The following is a 16,467-nucleotide window of genomic DNA, read 5'->3' on the forward strand; positions in this document are numbered from 1 at the left end:
CCGGTTCATCGGTTTTCGACCGTCACGTGGAGTAATTGAAATGGCTGTACCAAAAAGAAAAACAAGCCCGTCCAAGCGCGGTATGCGCCGTTCTGCCGACGGTCTGAAGGCTCCGACCTATGTCGAAGACAAGAATTCCGGCGAACTGCGCCGTCCGCACCATATCGATCTGAAGACCGGCATGTATCGCGGCCGTCAGGTTCTGACGCCGAAGGAAAGCGCATAAGCGTTTTCTATCTGACTATATTAAAAAAGGCCGGTTTTTCCGGCCTTTTTCTTTGCCATTTTCTGGTGAAGACCGCCTGCTTGCAGTGACCTTCACAGATATTACAAACCGCGCGGTGCAGGAAAACACCCCTGCACAACGCCGTTGCGGCACCAATTGTCAGAGCTTGTCGAGCTTGGTTTGCAGATTGCGCAACTGCTCTTTCAGATCATCGATGTCCTTGGTTTCCGGCCGCTTCGTCTCGCGTGCTGGCGTCGGCGTCATGAACGGCGAAAACATCTGCATGGCCTGGTGGAACATCTCGGTATTGCGCTTGACCTGCTCCTCCATCAGCTGGATCGGTGCCTGTAAATTCTTGGCAAGCGGTGTCTCACCGAAAGCCCGGGTCATCTGGTCGCGCATCTGGGATTGCTGTTCGGTAAAAGCTTTCATCGAATGTTCGAGAAAGCTCGGCACCACCATCTGCATCTGATCGCCATAATAGCTGATCAACTGGCGCAGGAAGGAAATCGGCAGCAACGTATTGGTGGTCTTGGCTTCCTGCTCGAAAATAATCTGGGTCAGGACAGAATGGGTAATATCCTCGCCGGATTTTGCATCCTGTACGGTGAACTCCTCGCCCTTTTTTACCATCTTGGCCAGATCTTCCAGCGTCACATAGGTACTGGTCCCCGTGTTGTAGAGGCGGCGATTGGCATATTTCTTAATGATGATTTCGCCATCGGTCTTGGCCATTGTGTCTCCTAACCCGGCTTATGTCGTTATTATTGCTCTTCCCTGAAAGAGAAGTGTAATCGCAAATCGACGGGCGTGACAATCTCTTTGTGCGTCGCGGGATTGCGCTATCGAAAGCAGCGATAGCCATCCGCTGAAATGCAACCAAAGACTGAAATTTCCCAATGCTTTGAGTTTGACTTCTCGGGGAAGCTTTGACAGTCTCAGCCGCAGCAAAGAACACTATCGAGGAGATACCCATGTCTACGCCTTCCATCGTCATTGCCAGCGCGGCTCGAACGGCAGTTGGCTCTTTCAACGGGGCTTTTGCCAACGTTGCCGCGCATGATCTGGGTGCGACCGCGATAAAGGCCGTGCTGGAACGCGCAGGCATCGAGGCCGCCGAAGTCGACGAAGTGATCCTCGGCCAGATCCTGACTGCCGGCCAGGGCCAGAACCCCGCCCGCCAGGCCGCCATGAAGGCTGGTATCCCGCAGGAAAAAACCGCCTGGGGCCTGAACCAGCTCTGCGGCTCCGGCTTGCGCGCCGTGGCACTCGGCATGCAGCAGATCGCCACCGGCGACGCCTCGATCATCATTGCTGGCGGCCAGGAATCCATGTCGCTTGCCCCCCACTGCGCCCATTTGCGCGCCGGTACCAAGATGGGCGACATGAAAATGATCGACACCATGATCAAGGACGGCCTGACCGATGCCTTTTACGGCTATCACATGGGCGTCACCGCCGAAAATGTTGCCCGCCAGTGGCAGCTGACCCGCGACGAACAGGACGCCTTTGCGGTTGCTTCGCAAAACAAGGCCGAAGCCGCCCAGACCGCAGGCCGGTTTAAGGACGAAATCGTCCCGGTCACAGTGCCGGGCCGCAAGGGCGATGTGATCGTCGATGCCGATGAATATATCCGCGCAGGTGCGACACTGGACAGCATGACCAAGCTGCGTCCCGCTTTCGACAAGGAAGGCACCGTCACCGCTGGAAATGCATCCGGCATCAATGACGGGGCCGCCGCCGCCCTGCTGATGACCGAAGCTGAAGCCGTCCGCCGCGGCATCCAGCCCTTGGCACGCATTGCCTCCTGGGCAACGGCTGGCGTCGATCCGAAGATCATGGGCACAGGTCCCATCCCTGCATCCCGCAAGGCGCTTGAAAGGGCCGGCTGGAGTGTGAACGATCTCGACCTGGTCGAGGCCAACGAAGCCTTTGCCGCCCAGGCCTGCGCCGTCAACAAGGATCTTGGTTGGGATACGTCGATCGTCAATGTCAATGGCGGCGCCATTGCCATCGGCCACCCGGTCGGGGCATCTGGTGCCCGTATTCTCAACACCCTGCTGTTTGAAATGAAACGGCGCGGCGCAAAGAAGGGTCTGGCGACCCTGTGCATCGGTGGTGGCATGGGCGTTGCCATGTGCATCGAAGGTCTCTGAGCCTATCGAGCCTGAAGCCCGATGGGGAACCATCGGGCTTTGATATCGTAAACGGTGAGGGTATCGCCTGATCACCTCCCTTTCCTTTTGCCGGATGGAATCAGCGAAACTGGTTTCAGCGGCGGACCGCATGCGCACCGCCGAGACAATAAACGAGCCGAGAACCGATCCGGCCATATTTTACCTGCATCATTCCAGTTCAATGTTTCCGGTGTCAAACCGTAATGACTGGCGTTCTCTGTGTATTTCGCAGAAGCACCCATTGAATTGGGGGATGTCACTCCTTGCCCCCTAGGGTACGGAGAGGCGCAACACAAGAAAACACTTATTGAGAGGAGACTGGAATGAGCAGGGTAGCTTTGGTAACCGGCGGAACGCGTGGCATCGGCGCAGCGATTTCAACGGCATTGAAGGCAGCTGGATATACGGTTGCCGCCAATTATGCTGGCAATGACGAGGCCGCAAAGGCATTTGAAGCCGAAAACGGCATTCCGGTCTTTAAATGGGACGTCTCCTCCTACGAGGCTTGCAAGCAGGGTATTTCTGCCGTCGAGGCGGCCCTCGGGCCGGTTGAAATCCTGGTCAACAACGCCGGCATCACCCGCGATGCCATGTTCCACAAAATGACCCCTGAGCAATGGAACGATGTGATTGGCACCAATCTGACCGGTCTGTTCAATGTTACCCACCCGGTCTGGACGGGCATGCGCGACCGCAGCTTTGGCCGCGTCATCAACATTTCCTCCATCAACGGCCAGAAGGGTCAGATGGGCCAGGCCAATTATTCTGCCGCCAAGGCTGGCGATCTCGGCTTTACCAAGGCGCTTGCACAGGAAGGTGCTGCCAAAAACATCACCGTCAATGCGATTTGCCCAGGCTATATCGGCACGGAAATGGTCCGGGCGATCCCGGAAAAAGTCTTGAACGAGCGGATCATTCCGCAAATTCCAGTCGGACGCCTCGGCGAACCGGAAGAAATTGCCCGCATCGTGGTGTTTCTCGCTTCCGATGACGCCGGTTTCATTACTGGCTCGACGATTTCCGCCAATGGTGGCCAGTTCTTCGTCTGATACCCTGGCCTAATATCCAAAAAAAGCCGCCGGATCGCTCCGGCGGCTTTTTATATTCAATGGCATGCGATTTAGCGGCAACGGCGCTCGTACTGGCGGCCATAACGGTCGCGGTAAACGCAGTAGCCCCGACGTTCGGTCGACTGGCCGATCAACGCACCAATAACGCCACCGCCGACGGCGCCTACAGCAGCGCCCCCAACCGAATTGGTGGCAACGCCACCGATCACAGCGCCGGATGCCGCACCAATTGAGGCACCACGTTCCGTTGGCGTACAAGACGCGATCATCGGCACAAGCATGGCTATGGCAATAACTGTCTTTTTCATGAAAGCTTCCTCTTCTTCCTGGCCTGGCCAGCCACTAGATACGGCCCATAAGCAGCAGAATAATAATGATGACGACAACCAGACCCAGGCCGCCGGACGGACCATAACCCCAGTTGCGACTATGACCCCAAGTCGGAAGCGCCCCAAGCAGCAACAATATGAGGATGATGACGAGAATTGTGCCTAGCATGGTGTTTCCCTTTACTTTTCAGCATGTCTTAATTCATGTGACCCTATAATGATCCTGGTCCTGTATTGTTCCACCCGGTCTGCCCTTTCCTCCATCAGCCACAGTTTTAAAGACCGGCACCGTTTTCGGTTGTGCGTGGCCTCCATTATCTTGTTCCCCTCATGCTACGGACCCACAAGATGAAGGCTGGAACAAAACATGAAAGAGCTGGAGTCAGTGATTCGTCGCCGATTCGTTCTTTAGCTGTTCCGAATCAAAGCCTGACGCTCAAAACGACCAAAATTTACCACAACCGGAGGTTATTTCCCTTCTATTCGCCTCTGGAGCCGGAAAAGCAGCGCCTGGGTAATTCTTTTCTTGCCTTTGCTCCAAGGCATCGCCATGTGTGGTCCCGAAGGAAGATCGGCTATGGCTATCCTCTTTTGACAGTGCAGTCCGGAGCGACGATTTGACTTCGCAACCCATGATCCTGAGCGGCCGCAGCGTCATTGCTGTGCTGGGGCCGACCAATACGGGTAAGACCCATTATGCCATCGAGCGCATGGTTGCCCATGGATCGGGTATGATCGGCCTGCCTTTGCGGTTGCTGGCGCGTGAAGTCTATACCCGGGTGGTCGAGCGGGTCGGCGCGGCGCATGTCGCCCTCATCACCGGTGAGGAAAAAATCACGCCCCCCAATGCAAGGTTTTCTGTCTGCACCGTCGAGGCGCTGCCGCGCGAGACCAAAGTCGCTTTCGTCGCCATCGATGAAATCCAGTTGGCGGGCGATCTCGAGCGCGGGCATATTTTCACCGACCGGCTGTTGCATCTGCGTGGACGCGAAGAAACCCTGCTGCTTGGTTCGGCGACCATGAAGCCGATCCTTCAGCATCTGCTGCCGGGCATCACCGTTATCGAGCGTCCCCGCCTGTCGCAGCTGTTTTATGCCGGCGAAAAGAAGATCACCCGGCTGCCGCAGCGCACGGCAATCGTCGCCTTCTCCGCCGACGAGGTCTATTCCATTGCCGAATTGATCCGTCGCCAGCGCGGCGGGGCCGCTGTGGTGCTCGGCGCACTCAGCCCGCGCACCCGCAATGCCCAGGTCGGCCTCTACCAATCCGGCGATGTCGAATATCTCGTGGCGACCGATGCGATCGGCATGGGCCTGAACCTCGATGTCGATCATGTTGCCTTTGCCCAGGACCGCAAATTCGATGGCTATCAGTTTCGCAATCTCAATCCCGGAGAACTGGGCCAGATTGCTGGACGTGCCGGACGCCATCTAAAAGATGGCACATTTGGCGTGACGGGACGGGTCGACCCCTTCGAGCCGGAACTGGTGGAGCGGCTGCAAAGCCATCATTTCGACCCGGTCAAGGTGCTGCAATGGCGCACCGCCCAATTCGATTTTTCCTCGATTGCCAACCTGCGCCGTAGCCTGGATGCTGCACCCAAGGTAGCGGGACTGGTGCGGGCGCTGCCGGCAATCGACCAGCAGGCATTGGATTATCTGGCTCGCTATCCGGAAGTCCAGGACCTTGCTTCGTCACCAAACAGGGTGTCGCTACTGTGGGATGCCTGCGCATTACCGGATTATCGACGAATTACCCCGGCACAACATGCCGATCTGATTCTTACCCTCTATTCCGACCTTGCCCGGCACGGTAGTGTGAACGAAGATTTCATGGCAGAGCAGGTGTATCGCTCCGACCGGACAGACGGTGAGATAGATACTCTTTCTGCGCGCATTGCGCAGATCCGAACTTGGACGTATGTGTCGAACCGGCCAGGTTGGCTTGCCGATCCGACACACTGGCAAGAAAAGACGCGGGAAATCGAAGATCGATTGTCTGACGCGTTACATGAAAGGTTGACGAAACGCTTTGTTGATCGCAGGACATCTGTGCTTATGAAGCGCTTGAGAGAGAATGGGATGCTGGAAGCTGAAATCAGTGTGAACGGTGATGTCTTCGTCGAGGGACATCACGTGGGCCAACTCTCCGGATTCCGGTTTACGCCGATCTCTGGAACCGAGGGGCCGGACGCCAAGGCGGTGCAAACCGCTGCCCAAAAGGCGCTTGGCCTGGAATTCGAAGCGCGGGCTGCAAGACTGCATGCCTCCGGCAATGGAGATCTGGCGCTCAGTTCCGACGGTCTCGTCCGTTGGCTGGGCGATCCCGTCGCCAAGCTGACCGGTTCGGATCATATCATGCGCCCTCGCATTTTGCTGCTGGCGGACGAACCGCTGAGCGGCAATGCGCGCGATCACGTCGTCGCCCGCATCGAGCGCTTCGTCAATCATCATATCTCGACCATTCTGAAGCCGCTCGACGATCTGTCGCGGGCCGAAGACCTGCAGGGCCTTTCCAAGGGATTGGCCTTCCAGCTGGTCGAAGGGCTTGGGATTCTGTTCCGCCGTGATGTCACCGAAGAGGTGAAATCGCTGGACCAGGATGCACGCGCCTCCATGCGCCGCTACGGCGTGCGCTTCGGTGCATATCACATCTTCATGCCGGCCCTGTTGAAGCCGGCACCGGCCGAGTTGATCACTCTCCTCTGGGCCTTGAAGAACGATGGCCTGGACAAGCCCGGCTATGGCGATCTCATCCCGGTTTTGGCCGCAGGCCGCACCTCCGTGGTGACCGATCCGAGCTTCGAGCGCAATTTCTACAAGCTCGCCGGTTTCCGTTTCCTCGGCAAGCGCGCCGTACGCATCGACATTCTGGAGCGGTTGGCGGATCTGATCCGTCCGCTGCTGCAATGGAAGCCCGGCACCACGCCGCGTCCGGACGGCGCCTATGATGGCCGTCGGTTCACCACAACGACCGCCATGCTCTCCATCCTCGGCGCAACGCCCGATGACATGGAAGAAATCCTCAAAGGTCTCGGCTACCGCGCCGATGCCGTCAAGGCGGAAGAGGCCCAGGCCTTCCTCGGAACCCAGGACGACAAGCCCGCCGCAACACCTGCCAATGCCTCGACACAGACATCCGAAAGCGTCGAAAAGGCCGACGAAGACGATGCAGATCAGCAGAGCGAAGCCACGGCGGCGGAAACAGTCGCGGCTGAACCGGCAGCGCTCGAGACCGTCCCAAGTGCTGAAATCAGCGCCGAAGCAACGCCAGAAGCACCAGCGGAGGTCAAAGAGGCCGAAGTTGCAGCGACCGAGGCTCCATCCGCTGACCTTCTTGCCAATCCGGAAGGACCCACGGAACCCAAGCCGGTTCTGCTCTGGCGTCCCGGCGGACGCAACGACAACCAGCGCCAGGCTGGACGTCCACAACAGGGCGACCGCCGTCCGCAGGGTGCCAAGCGCGCCCCGCAGCAGGGCGAGCAGAAGCCAGACGCTCGTACGGACGGTGTCCGTACAGAAGGTGGACGTGACCGCGACGATAAGCGCCGCGAGGGTGGCCATCATGGCAAGCCCCGCGACCGAGACGGCAACCGCGACAAGCACGCAAACCGGGGCGACCGCGATGATCGCGGTCCGCGTAAGGACCGCGACAGGGACACAAAGTCAGCCCAGCCGCAGCGTTTCGAGGCAAAGCCGCCGCGCAAGGAAAAGCCGATCGATCCGGATTCTCCTTTCGCCAAACTTGCTGCCTTGAAGGAGCAGATGAAGAAGTAAGCCATGAGCGAACAACAGCCACTCGCCGGACCCTCGCAACGGATCGACAAGTGGCTGTTTTTTGCGCGGATTTTCAAATCCCGTACGCTGGCCCAGCAGCAGATCGTCTCGGGCCGGGTCCGGGTCAATGGCAAACCAGCCAAGCAGCCCAGCATCATTGTCCGGCCCGGCGACGTGCTGGATATTACGCTTGCCAATCACGACATGAAACTTGTCGTTCGCCAGCCCGGCACGCATCGCGGCCCTTACGAGCAGGCAAAACTTCTCTATGAGGACCAGTCACCGCCGCGCCAGCCCCGCGACGCCCTCACCGCTTTTGAACAGGCACAAAGACTTCCCGGTTCAGGCCGTCCAACCAAGCGCGAGCGTCGGCAAGTGGACCGTCTGATGGATGGCGAAGACTGACACGTCGGGTCATCGAAAATAAAAGTTCCTCTTCCATTTTCGAATATCTCAAGCCTTTGATGCATTGGAGATATTCGAAATCTGCGCAAGGCGAGGATATGCCAACATCGTTGAGCCTGGTATCAGAGCTGGCCGGTCCGGTTTGGGAAGCGCTTGGTGGCCACTAGGAAAATCGACCTCTATCGCATCGAGATAGGGATGATTTATCCTTGCTAACAGGTCTGGAAAGCAGTAGCTCACTGCCCTTGTGGAAAAAGCTGTGCATGATATGGGACAGTCGATTTTTCCTTGCCTAATTCGTTCCTGCAAGACGCGGCGTCGCACTCGCCATCGAGAGATCTCTGGAGTACCGCATGACGTATATCGTGACTGACAACTGCATACGCTGCAAATATACCGATTGCGTGGAAGTATGCCCGGTCGACTGTTTTTACGAAGGTGAGAATTTTCTGGCCATCAATCCCGATGAATGCATCGATTGCGGCGTCTGCGAGCCGGAATGTCCGGCTGAAGCCATCAAGCCAGACACGGAACCGGGTCTCGATAAGTGGCTGAAAATCAATGCGGAGTTTGCCCAGATCTGGCCAAACATCACCACCAAGCGCGATGCTTTGCCCGAAGCCAAGGAAATGGATGGCGTCGAAGGCAAGTTCGAACTTTATTTCTCGGAAAAGCCTGGCACGGGCGACTGATTGGCGAGTTGCGACGCGGTCTCACCCGATTCTGGATGTCGCCCCCCCCGGATGTCGTCTGTTGGGCGGCAACGGACGATGCGAAGCCAGTTGAAGATTACCTCGTCCTATTGTTTGCCGGATACCTCAAGCCTTTGTCGCATTTGAGATATTTGCAATGCCTTCAGGTTCACATCTTTGAGACTTCGCATAAAACTGCATGGCAGCTTCTGTTTTTTATGACAGCAGCCATGCAATTGCGTGTCGCTGCGAAGAATTGACGTGACCGGTCGGGAGCAAAGCAGCAAAAAGAATCGCTGCCACAGCGTGTGCGATTTTCTGAAATTCTAAAAAAATCAATAGGTTAAAAGATATTTTATTTTACCTTGGCGAGGTTAGCCAATGACAGGTCAAACCGCACCCTTAAAGAAGAACAGTTTCCGCCGTCAAGCGGTCGCAAGGCAGCAAAATATTGATTTCCTCACTTTTTTATGTTAAGCCTATAGAACTGATCCACACGTGAGGGCATTTGTGTGCCCAAACCTACCGCGAAAGCCGAAAAATCCACGAAAGTTATGTTTGTGACATGTAAACCTCGCCGGTTCTGTCACTGATGTGCTTTTATTCGTTTGATCGTAACTGGATCAGCATGGAGTCACCCGACGGTTCCCCCGTCTCATCCGGGTCTTTCGGCCTGGGGTCGGCTGTCGCCGATACAGTAACAGGGAGTTTTTAGAGCGAATGACGACCCAGCAGAAAAAATCCTCGACGCGTCAGGGCTTCAAGACAGGTGAGGCGATCGTTTATCCGGCCCATGGCGTCGGTACGATCACCGCCATTGAAGAGCAGGAAGTCGCGGGCATGAAGCTTGAGCTTTTTGTAATCGATTTCGATAAAGATAAAATGCGTTTGAAAGTGCCGGTCACCAAGGCTGTCACCATTGGAATGCGCAAGCTTTCGGAAACCGATTTTGTTGATCGGGCTTTGAAAGTCGTTCAGGGCAAAGCACGTGTCAAGCGGACCATGTGGTCACGCCGGGCACAGGAATATGATGCGAAAATCAATTCCGGCGATCTGATTTCCATTGCCGAAGTGGTTCGTGACCTTTTCCGTGCCGAACACCAGCCGGAACAGTCCTATTCCGAGCGTCAGCTCTATGAAGCCGCACTGGACCGCATGGCGCGTGAAATCGCCGCCGTCAACAAGATGTCTGAAACCGAAGCCGTCCGGCTGGTGGAAGTCAATCTTGCCAAAGGCCCGAAGCGCGGCAAGTCCGTGGAAGAAGACGAAACTCAGGAAGAAGCAGCGTAAGCTTGCTCATTCCAACATAAAAAAGCCCGGCATTGCCGGGTTTTTTTATGTCTTCTGCGCATCCATGGATGCTGAGGCTCAGGTTTTGCAGCGGATTTTCCGAAAATGGATGTCCAGTTTTCGCTGAAAACTCTAAAACAATGCTCCGGCAAACAACTGTTCATCGTCTTCAAAAACCTCGGCCTGATCTACCACCAAGCCAGCCTGCAACGGCAGGAAACGCTGATGGATATCGCGCTCCTGCGCCATCGTGTAGATGGCAAAGATTTTCTGGCTGAGTGGCAGCGCAGCAGCGGGAATAGCCGATAGCGACGGCATATGCCCGCGGGCGCGGTCGGCGATTGCCAGGCAATCCAGCAGCAGACCACCCAATTCGCCATCGAAATCAAGCTTGGTCACCGCCGCGCTGATCCGGCTGAACACCAGCTGGCCTTCGGCCCCAAAGGCCTCAAGCCCCTTTTCCATATCCGTCGCGACAACACGGATCTTATCCAGCGCCAGGTTCAGCGGCTCATGAATATGGTTGATGTCGTCACTGTCGTCGCGGGTCAGCGACGCCGTCGCCTCTTCGACGCAGCGCATGTCCTCAACAATGGCATCGGCTGGGGTTTCTAGCTTGGCGGCAAAGGTGCGCAATTCGCCACTGACGACATTGACGGACCGACCGGCATCACCAAGACGGGAGCAGCGAAGATTGGAATTCAGCGCCATGTAGTGAATATCGGTCTTGATCGACCGGATCGTCTCAATGCCTTCCTGGAGCGCCTGAGCGGACTGGGTAACGGAACTGACGACAGCATCCGATTCATGGCTGCGGTCCTGGACGCGCGCCGAAAGCGCGCAGGCATGGCTGATATCGCTTTCCATCTTGCGCAGCAGGCTGCGGTCATTATCGCCGCCTGATTGGTTCAATTCGTCACGCAGCGCCAGAACGCGGGCAGCATCGCTGGTAAAGCTCGACATATTGGCGGCAATCGATGTGCATTTCTGCCGGAAATCATCCAGGGATTCCTGCAATTGCGCATGGGCAAGATGCAGGACAGCCTGACGAAGCGCCTCTTTTTCAGCCGGATCACGCATTCCGCCAGCCGCAAAAAATTCCTCCAGATAGTCCAGGCTACTCTGAATATGCTCGATGCGCTGACGGGTGATGTCACCGATTTGCAAGGCCGAGAGCACGTTGGCGATCTTGCCCTGAATGGCGCGGGTGAGCCCTTTCACATCATTGGCAATGCCAGCCATTGACTTGTGCTGGGTTGCCAATTGGTCAGAGCTCAGGGTCAGTGAGCTGACGATGGTTGGAATGGTATTGCTGAAATCCGACAGGATGCCATCGGAAAATGCCCGTGCCGTGTCCAATTGGCCGCGCATACCCGCCAATTGCTCGGCAAACCGGTCGATTTCCTCGGCACCGGACTGGATACGTTCGCGGATTTCATCGGCAAAGCCTGAAAACTCGGCAAGCCCCGCCCCGGTGATCTTCACGGTGATGGCGAATGTGCGCAGGTAGCGAATGGTCTCACGCATTTCCTCGACATGCGAATAGGTCGAGGCACATTGATCGGAGATCTGGCTGAAGGAGTCCTGACGCGCAGATGCCCGTGCGGGCAGCAAGGCAAGATCGGACACCGTCTTGCGAAGACCCTGCACGGTGTCCGCTGTCGTCTTGCCATCGAGAACGCCGGTCAAATGGTCGAGGCTATCCACCAGACTGCCAAGATTGTCCATTACCGATACCAGTACGGCGCCGCCATCGAGAAAGGACTTCTCGATCCGCGAATGGGCGGAGGCAAGCTTCACCTCAAAATCGGAGTGGGAATTGCCGGTCGAATGGGCCTTGAAAACTGGTCGCACGAATACACCTCACAAGAGCGATATTCCGGCACATTAGCTCCAATTCAAGAATGACAGGTAAATTCTGCAAAACATTCGCATCGAATTCGAGATAATGACAAACCTTCAAGCCAGCCCTCCAGCCGGATGCATTTTCGCACCCGGCCAGTGACTTACCAGCGACTTAAACGCTTATTGTTCACCCAGCTTCATGGATGGATCATAGGTCTTGCCCTCGACGGTCTTCACCACCGCCTGGCCGCAATAGGTCTGGTTGACGACAGGGTTGAATGTCAGGCTGGGCGAGCCGTGCAGTTCCCAGCCCTTGTTAAGGGCATCGGTCACCCGGTGACAGAAGGTGGCGTCGTCGGGACCGGTGAGAAAACGATAGACTTTCATGGAGATCATCCTTTCTGGATTGGAGATGACGGTGTTGGTTCAAGAAGAGACAGCTTGGACAGAAGATGCTCGGCTTCGGCGACATGCAGCCGCTCGATCATCCGGCCATCCAGATTGATGACATTGAGATTTGCAGCCTCCGGCGCCGAGAAAGCCGCGACAATCGCCCGCGCCTCGGCGATTTCGGCTTCAGATGGGCCGAAATACTGGTTGGCCGCCTCGATCTGGGCCGGATGGATCAGCATCTTTCCGTCAAAGCCCATCGAACGGCCCTGGCTGCATTCGGCTGCAAAGCCGTCCAGATCGCGAAAATCATTGGAAACCGCATCGATAACCTCAAGTCCGTAAGCGCGGGCAGCCAGGACCACCTGCATCAGCCAGGGAACCAGATATTGACGACCAAGGCCCGGTGGCACCCGGGTTTTCTTGCGCAAGTCATTCAGCCCGACCACAAGGCATTCCAGCCCTAGTGCCGCGCCCGCCTTGGCAAGCTCCGACGCCGCCAGTACGGCCTTCGGTGTCTCGATCATCGCCCAGAGGGCAGGCCCCGCCCCGGCTGCGGTGCGAAGCCGGTCCAGGTCTTCCACCCGTTCAGCCTTGGGCAGCAAAACCGCGTCCGGCTTGATCGCCTCTACAAGGGCCAAATCCTCGGCAAACCAGCGCGTATCACGGCTGTTGACGCGGATAATGGCTTCACGACCGTTCAAATCCGCGTGTTGCAGAAACTGCCGCAGGATATCGCGTGCCTCGGCCTTGCTACCGTCTGCAACCGAATCCTCCAGATCGAAAATCATTCCATCGCAAGGAAGCGACAGGGATTTTTCCAATGCACGAAGGTTGATAGCGGGAACGCTGATCAACGAGCGACGAAAGCGCGGCCTGCGATTGGGCGGATTGGTCTGCATTGCACTTCGCCTTTCGGTTGTCTGACCTTCATTGCGACAAGGGTTGCGACCTCAATAACTCTTGTAAAGCGTCAGGAGAAGCCCCACCTTCAAACCATTGAAAGGAACACTATGATGCAGAACCTTCGTGCTCTTGGATTGCTCGGCCTTGGGGTCATCGCCTTGACTGCGGCAGCTTTATTGACTTTCTCGCTGACGCTCGTGCTCGGTGCCGTCTTGACGGGAACGCTGGCTTGGCGTGCGTTGACGCTCAAGCCTAAGCCGGTTGCCGTTCACGCCCGCAAACGCCTGCCTGAAGAGCAGCAGCCGGTGCGGATTTGGAATGATGGGCGCGGAACCATTATCGATATGTAATAGGTCGCCGTACACGCGTGAGACCATGCGTCGATGAAGCAAGCGGCTCCAAGATTCTCCTTCAAATCGACAGGCTTTTCGGTTATGCGAAGAGCCAATCTCATTCAGGTCCAGTGAAGGTAACGTCTATGGAAAAGTTCACGAAGCTCACCGGGGTCGCGGCACCGCTGCCGGTCGTCAATGTCGATACGGATATGATCATTCCGAAGGATTACCTGAAGACGATCAAGCGCACTGGGCTTGGAACAGGCCTGTTTGCCGAAGCCCGCTATCATCAGGACGGCTCGATCAATCCGGATTTCGTGCTCAACAAGCCCGCCTATCAAAACGCCAAGATCCTGGTCGCCGGCGACAACTTCGGCTGTGGTTCCTCGCGCGAACATGCGCCTTGGGCTCTGCTGGATTTCGGCATCCGTTGCGTGATCTCCACCAGCTTTGCCGATATTTTCTACAATAACTGTTTCAAGAACGGCATCCTGCCGATCGTCGTCAGCCAGGAAAACCTGGAAAAGCTGATGGATGACGCCCAGCGCGGCTCCAATGCCGTCTTGACCGTGGATCTGGAAAGCCAGGAAATCACCGGCCCGGATGGTGGCAGCATCAGCTTTGAAATCGATGAATTCAAGCGCCATTGCATGTTGAACGGCCTCGATGACATCGGCCTCACCATGGAAAAATCCAGCGCGATTGCTTCGTTCGAGACGTCCAACGCCGCATCGCGCCCCTGGGCGTGATCTGAAGTCATTCGCCACAACCCGTGGCAGTCATAGCTAAGGCGGAACGCAGGTTCCGCCTTTTTCTTTGCCATGTCGCATGGCCAAACCGTACCGATAGCAGCGCTGGCGTCCTTGAATTGCCCTTGATCGCCCGATAAAACCGCCGCACTCCTGTTTCAAACGAGGTCGGCTCATGACAGTTCGCACACTCTTCCTTCTTCCTGGCGATGGCATTGGGCCTGAAGCCATGAACGAAGTACGCAAGATCGTTTCCTATATGAATTCCGCGCTGGGTGCCGGTTTCGAGACCGATGAAGGTCTGGTGGGTGGTTGCGCCTACGACGCTCATGGGGCAGCAATTTCCGAGGCTGACATGGCCAAGGCAATGGCAGCAGATGCCGTGCTGTTCGGTGCCGTCGGTGGCCCGAAATGGGATGCCGTCGAGTACGACGTTCGCCCGGAAGCCGGTCTTCTGCGGCTGCGCAAGGACCTCGAACTGTTCGCCAACCTGCGTCCGGCGATCTGCTATCCGGCGCTGGCTTCTGCTTCCTCGCTGAAGCCTGAACTGGTCGAAGGCCTCGACATCCTGATCATCCGCGAACTGACCGGTGGCGTCTATTTCGGTGAGCCGAAGACCATTACCGACATCGGCAATGGCCAGAAGCGCGCCATCGACACCCAGGTCTACGACACCTACGAAATCGAGCGGATTTCTGCCGTGGCCTTCGAACTGGCCCGCACCCGCCGCAATGCGGTCTGCTCGATGGAAAAGCGCAATGTGATGAAATCAGGCGTGTTGTGGAACCAGGTGGTAACAGCGCTGCACAAGGCCAAGTTCTCCGACGTCAAGCTGGAGCATATGCTGGCCGATGCTGGCGGCATGCAATTGGTGCGCGCACCAAAGCAATTCGACGTCATCGTCACCGACAACCTGTTCGGCGACATGCTGTCGGACGTGGCTGCCATGCTGACGGGGTCGCTCGGCATGCTGCCCTCCGCCTCGCTTGGCGCACCGGATGCCAAGACCGGCAAGCGCAAGGCCCTGTATGAGCCCGTCCATGGCTCGGCACCGGATATTGCCGGTCGCGGCATTGCCAACCCGATTGCGATGATCGCCTCGTTTGCCATGTGCCTTCGCTATTCCTTCGCCATGGTCGATGAAGCCGACAAGCTGGAAAAGGCCATTGCCAACGTGCTCGACAAGGGCATTCGTACCGGCGACATCATGGCGGACGGCTGCAAGCAGGTCGGCACTGTCGAAATGGGCGATGCAATCCTCGCCGAATTCCAGTCCCTGATGAACTGACCGACCGGGTTTATCGAAGGATTTCCAGCGCGAGACGCAGGCTTGCGCTGGAACAGGAGTGCAGTGTCACATAGTTGAAGACATCCGCCTGTATGTGCTGGTTCTCTGATAAGGGACGCAGCGCACGGGGGTCGCGATGACAATTCTGACCAGGATTAAGACCGGCCGACACCGCGTCCCCGACTGTCGAACACGTCTATGCCTGCTGGTTGGTGCAAGCCTGGTGCTGTTGATGGCACTGCTGTTCGATACGGCTATCGGCCATGCTGGTCGCCTGACCTGCCCATTCTTTTACCGGCTTGCCACAATCCTGACCCGCATTGGCCAATCGGACTGGTGTCTTTTGGCGAGTTTTGTGATCGCCGTCCAAGCTGCGGCCAAATCACGATTGGCCACCACAGCAGAGGAGCGCTGCCGAGCACTGTTTATCTCCCTGCTCGGATTCTACGCCTTTGTGGCGATCGCAGGTTCAGGTGTTGCGGCAAACCTGCTGAAACGCGCCCTCGGTCGCGCCCGGCCAGATCAATTCACCGATACCGGCGCCTTCGATTTCCTGCCCTTTGCCAATTCAGCGCGCTTTGAAAGCTTCCCCTCTGGCCACGCCACCACCATCGGAGCGCTGATGATGATTGCCGCCCTGATCGCGCCCCGCTACCGGCTGGGTTTTGCCATCGCCGCCCTCTGGCTCGGCATGACGAGGGTGATGGTCGGTGCGCATTACCCGAGTGACGTGGTGGCCGGTCTGGGGTTCGGTGCCTGGTTCGCCTGGATCACAGCGCTCGGCTTTGCCCGTCGCGGACTGGTTTTCCGCCTCTCCTCCGACGGCAATCTCGTTCTACGGCAAAGACTGATCCAGGATAGTGGCCAACGGTATGACATGCCGCAGAGGGCCCAGACACCCCAACAGGAACCGGACCCGTCCTTGTCTGCGGCTGCGGCGTGATCTTAGCGCACAAGAAAGGCGCCCGGAAAATGATTTCCAGGCGCCT

The 16,467-nt window shown here is 57.1% G+C and carries 18 protein-coding genes; 12 read left to right on the forward strand and 6 right to left on the reverse strand.

Annotation, left to right across the window (positions count from 1 at the left end; genetic code table 11):
- Nucleotides 1-40 precede the first annotated feature (40 nt).
- Nucleotides 41-226: a 50S ribosomal protein L32 gene (rpmF, locus tag FS819_RS15765; protein WP_007604390.1), complete on the forward strand. Its 186-nt coding sequence runs from the start codon at nt 41-43 to the stop codon at nt 224-226.
- A 159-nt stretch (nt 227-385) separates the two neighbouring features.
- Here rpmF and phaR read toward each other — a convergent pair whose 3' ends face one another.
- The gene (gene phaR / locus FS819_RS15770; RefSeq protein WP_015917562.1) at nt 386-961 is read right to left on the reverse strand and encodes a polyhydroxyalkanoate synthesis repressor PhaR; all 576 of its coding nucleotides are present in this window, start codon (nt 959-961) and stop codon (nt 386-388) included.
- A gap of 239 nt (nt 962-1,200) precedes the next feature.
- Here phaR and FS819_RS15775 point away from each other — a divergent pair, with 239 nt between their 5' ends.
- Nucleotides 1,201-2,382, forward strand: a complete 1,182-nt coding sequence (locus FS819_RS15775; RefSeq protein WP_156541251.1) for an acetyl-CoA C-acetyltransferase — start codon at nt 1,201-1,203, stop codon at nt 2,380-2,382.
- A 344-nt stretch (nt 2,383-2,726) separates the two neighbouring features.
- Nucleotides 2,727-3,452, forward strand: coding sequence for a beta-ketoacyl-ACP reductase (locus tag FS819_RS15780; RefSeq protein WP_156548123.1), 726 nt, complete (start codon nt 2,727-2,729; stop codon nt 3,450-3,452).
- A 71-nt stretch (nt 3,453-3,523) separates the two neighbouring features.
- On the opposite strand, the gene FS819_RS15785 is transcribed toward FS819_RS15780, so the two are convergent.
- Nucleotides 3,524-3,781 (reverse strand): YMGG-like glycine zipper-containing protein, encoded by a 258-nt coding sequence (locus FS819_RS15785; RefSeq protein WP_156548124.1) that lies wholly within the window; start codon nt 3,779-3,781, stop codon nt 3,524-3,526.
- A 34-nt stretch (nt 3,782-3,815) separates the two neighbouring features.
- Complete coding sequence (locus FS819_RS15790; protein ID WP_015917565.1) at nt 3,816-3,971, reverse strand: DUF3309 family protein; 156 nt, start codon at nt 3,969-3,971, stop codon at nt 3,816-3,818.
- Between the two features lie 179 nt (nt 3,972-4,150).
- On the opposite strand from FS819_RS15790, the gene FS819_RS15795 reads away from it, so the two are divergent.
- The 5 genes from FS819_RS15795 (at nt 4,151) to FS819_RS15815 (ending at nt 9,965) form a co-directional block, all read left to right on the forward strand.
- Entirely contained in the window at nt 4,151-4,423 is a 273-nt protein-coding gene (locus FS819_RS15795; RefSeq protein ID WP_156548125.1) for a hypothetical protein, read from the forward strand.
- A gap of 11 nt (nt 4,424-4,434) precedes the next feature.
- Entirely contained in the window at nt 4,435-7,578 is a 3,144-nt protein-coding gene (locus FS819_RS15800; protein ID WP_156548215.1) for a helicase-related protein, read from the forward strand.
- Nucleotides 7,579-7,581: 3 nt separating this feature from the next.
- A complete protein-coding gene (locus FS819_RS15805) occupies nt 7,582-7,983 on the forward strand; it encodes an RNA-binding S4 domain-containing protein (RefSeq protein ID WP_156548126.1) in 402 nt (133 codons plus the stop codon).
- 353 nt (nt 7,984-8,336) lie between these two features.
- Nucleotides 8,337-8,675 carry a ferredoxin FdxA gene (gene fdxA, locus FS819_RS15810; RefSeq protein WP_070166230.1) on the forward strand — a complete coding sequence of 113 codons (339 nt, stop codon included), beginning with the start codon at nt 8,337-8,339 and terminating at the stop codon, nt 8,673-8,675.
- A 720-nt stretch (nt 8,676-9,395) separates the two neighbouring features.
- Nucleotides 9,396-9,965, forward strand: coding sequence for a CarD family transcriptional regulator (locus tag FS819_RS15815; protein WP_041697279.1), 570 nt, complete (start codon nt 9,396-9,398; stop codon nt 9,963-9,965).
- A gap of 132 nt (nt 9,966-10,097) precedes the next feature.
- Here FS819_RS15815 and FS819_RS15820 read toward each other — a convergent pair whose 3' ends face one another.
- From FS819_RS15820 to FS819_RS15830, 3 genes are all read right to left on the reverse strand, one after another.
- Nucleotides 10,098-11,819, reverse strand: coding sequence for a methyl-accepting chemotaxis protein (locus FS819_RS15820; RefSeq protein ID WP_234624562.1), 1,722 nt, complete (start codon nt 11,817-11,819; stop codon nt 10,098-10,100).
- A gap of 171 nt (nt 11,820-11,990) precedes the next feature.
- Complete coding sequence (locus FS819_RS15825; RefSeq protein WP_156548127.1) at nt 11,991-12,197, reverse strand: DUF1737 domain-containing protein; 207 nt, start codon at nt 12,195-12,197, stop codon at nt 11,991-11,993.
- A gap of 5 nt (nt 12,198-12,202) precedes the next feature.
- Complete coding sequence (locus FS819_RS15830; protein ID WP_156548128.1) at nt 12,203-13,102, reverse strand: HpcH/HpaI aldolase/citrate lyase family protein; 900 nt, start codon at nt 13,100-13,102, stop codon at nt 12,203-12,205.
- 114 nt (nt 13,103-13,216) lie between these two features.
- Between FS819_RS15830 and FS819_RS15835 the strand changes: the two genes are divergently transcribed.
- The 4 genes from FS819_RS15835 (at nt 13,217) to FS819_RS15850 (ending at nt 16,421) form a co-directional block, all read left to right on the forward strand.
- Nucleotides 13,217-13,456, forward strand: a complete 240-nt coding sequence (locus FS819_RS15835; RefSeq protein ID WP_156548129.1) for a hypothetical protein — start codon at nt 13,217-13,219, stop codon at nt 13,454-13,456.
- A 128-nt stretch (nt 13,457-13,584) separates the two neighbouring features.
- On the forward strand, nt 13,585-14,190 hold the full coding sequence (gene leuD / locus FS819_RS15840; protein WP_156548130.1) for a 3-isopropylmalate dehydratase small subunit: 606 nt from the start codon (nt 13,585-13,587) through the stop codon (nt 14,188-14,190).
- 175 nt (nt 14,191-14,365) lie between these two features.
- A complete protein-coding gene (gene leuB / locus FS819_RS15845) occupies nt 14,366-15,478 on the forward strand; it encodes a 3-isopropylmalate dehydrogenase (protein WP_015917575.1) in 1,113 nt (370 codons plus the stop codon).
- A gap of 136 nt (nt 15,479-15,614) precedes the next feature.
- The gene (locus tag FS819_RS15850; RefSeq protein ID WP_156548131.1) at nt 15,615-16,421 is read left to right on the forward strand and encodes a phosphatase PAP2 family protein; all 807 of its coding nucleotides are present in this window, start codon (nt 15,615-15,617) and stop codon (nt 16,419-16,421) included.
- Nucleotides 16,422-16,467: the final 46 nt, after the last annotated feature.

Origin of the sequence: Allorhizobium sp. Av2 (assembly GCF_021462805.2) — a bacterium.
Taxonomy (GTDB): Bacteria; Pseudomonadota; Alphaproteobacteria; order Rhizobiales; family Rhizobiaceae; genus Allorhizobium; species Allorhizobium vitis_G.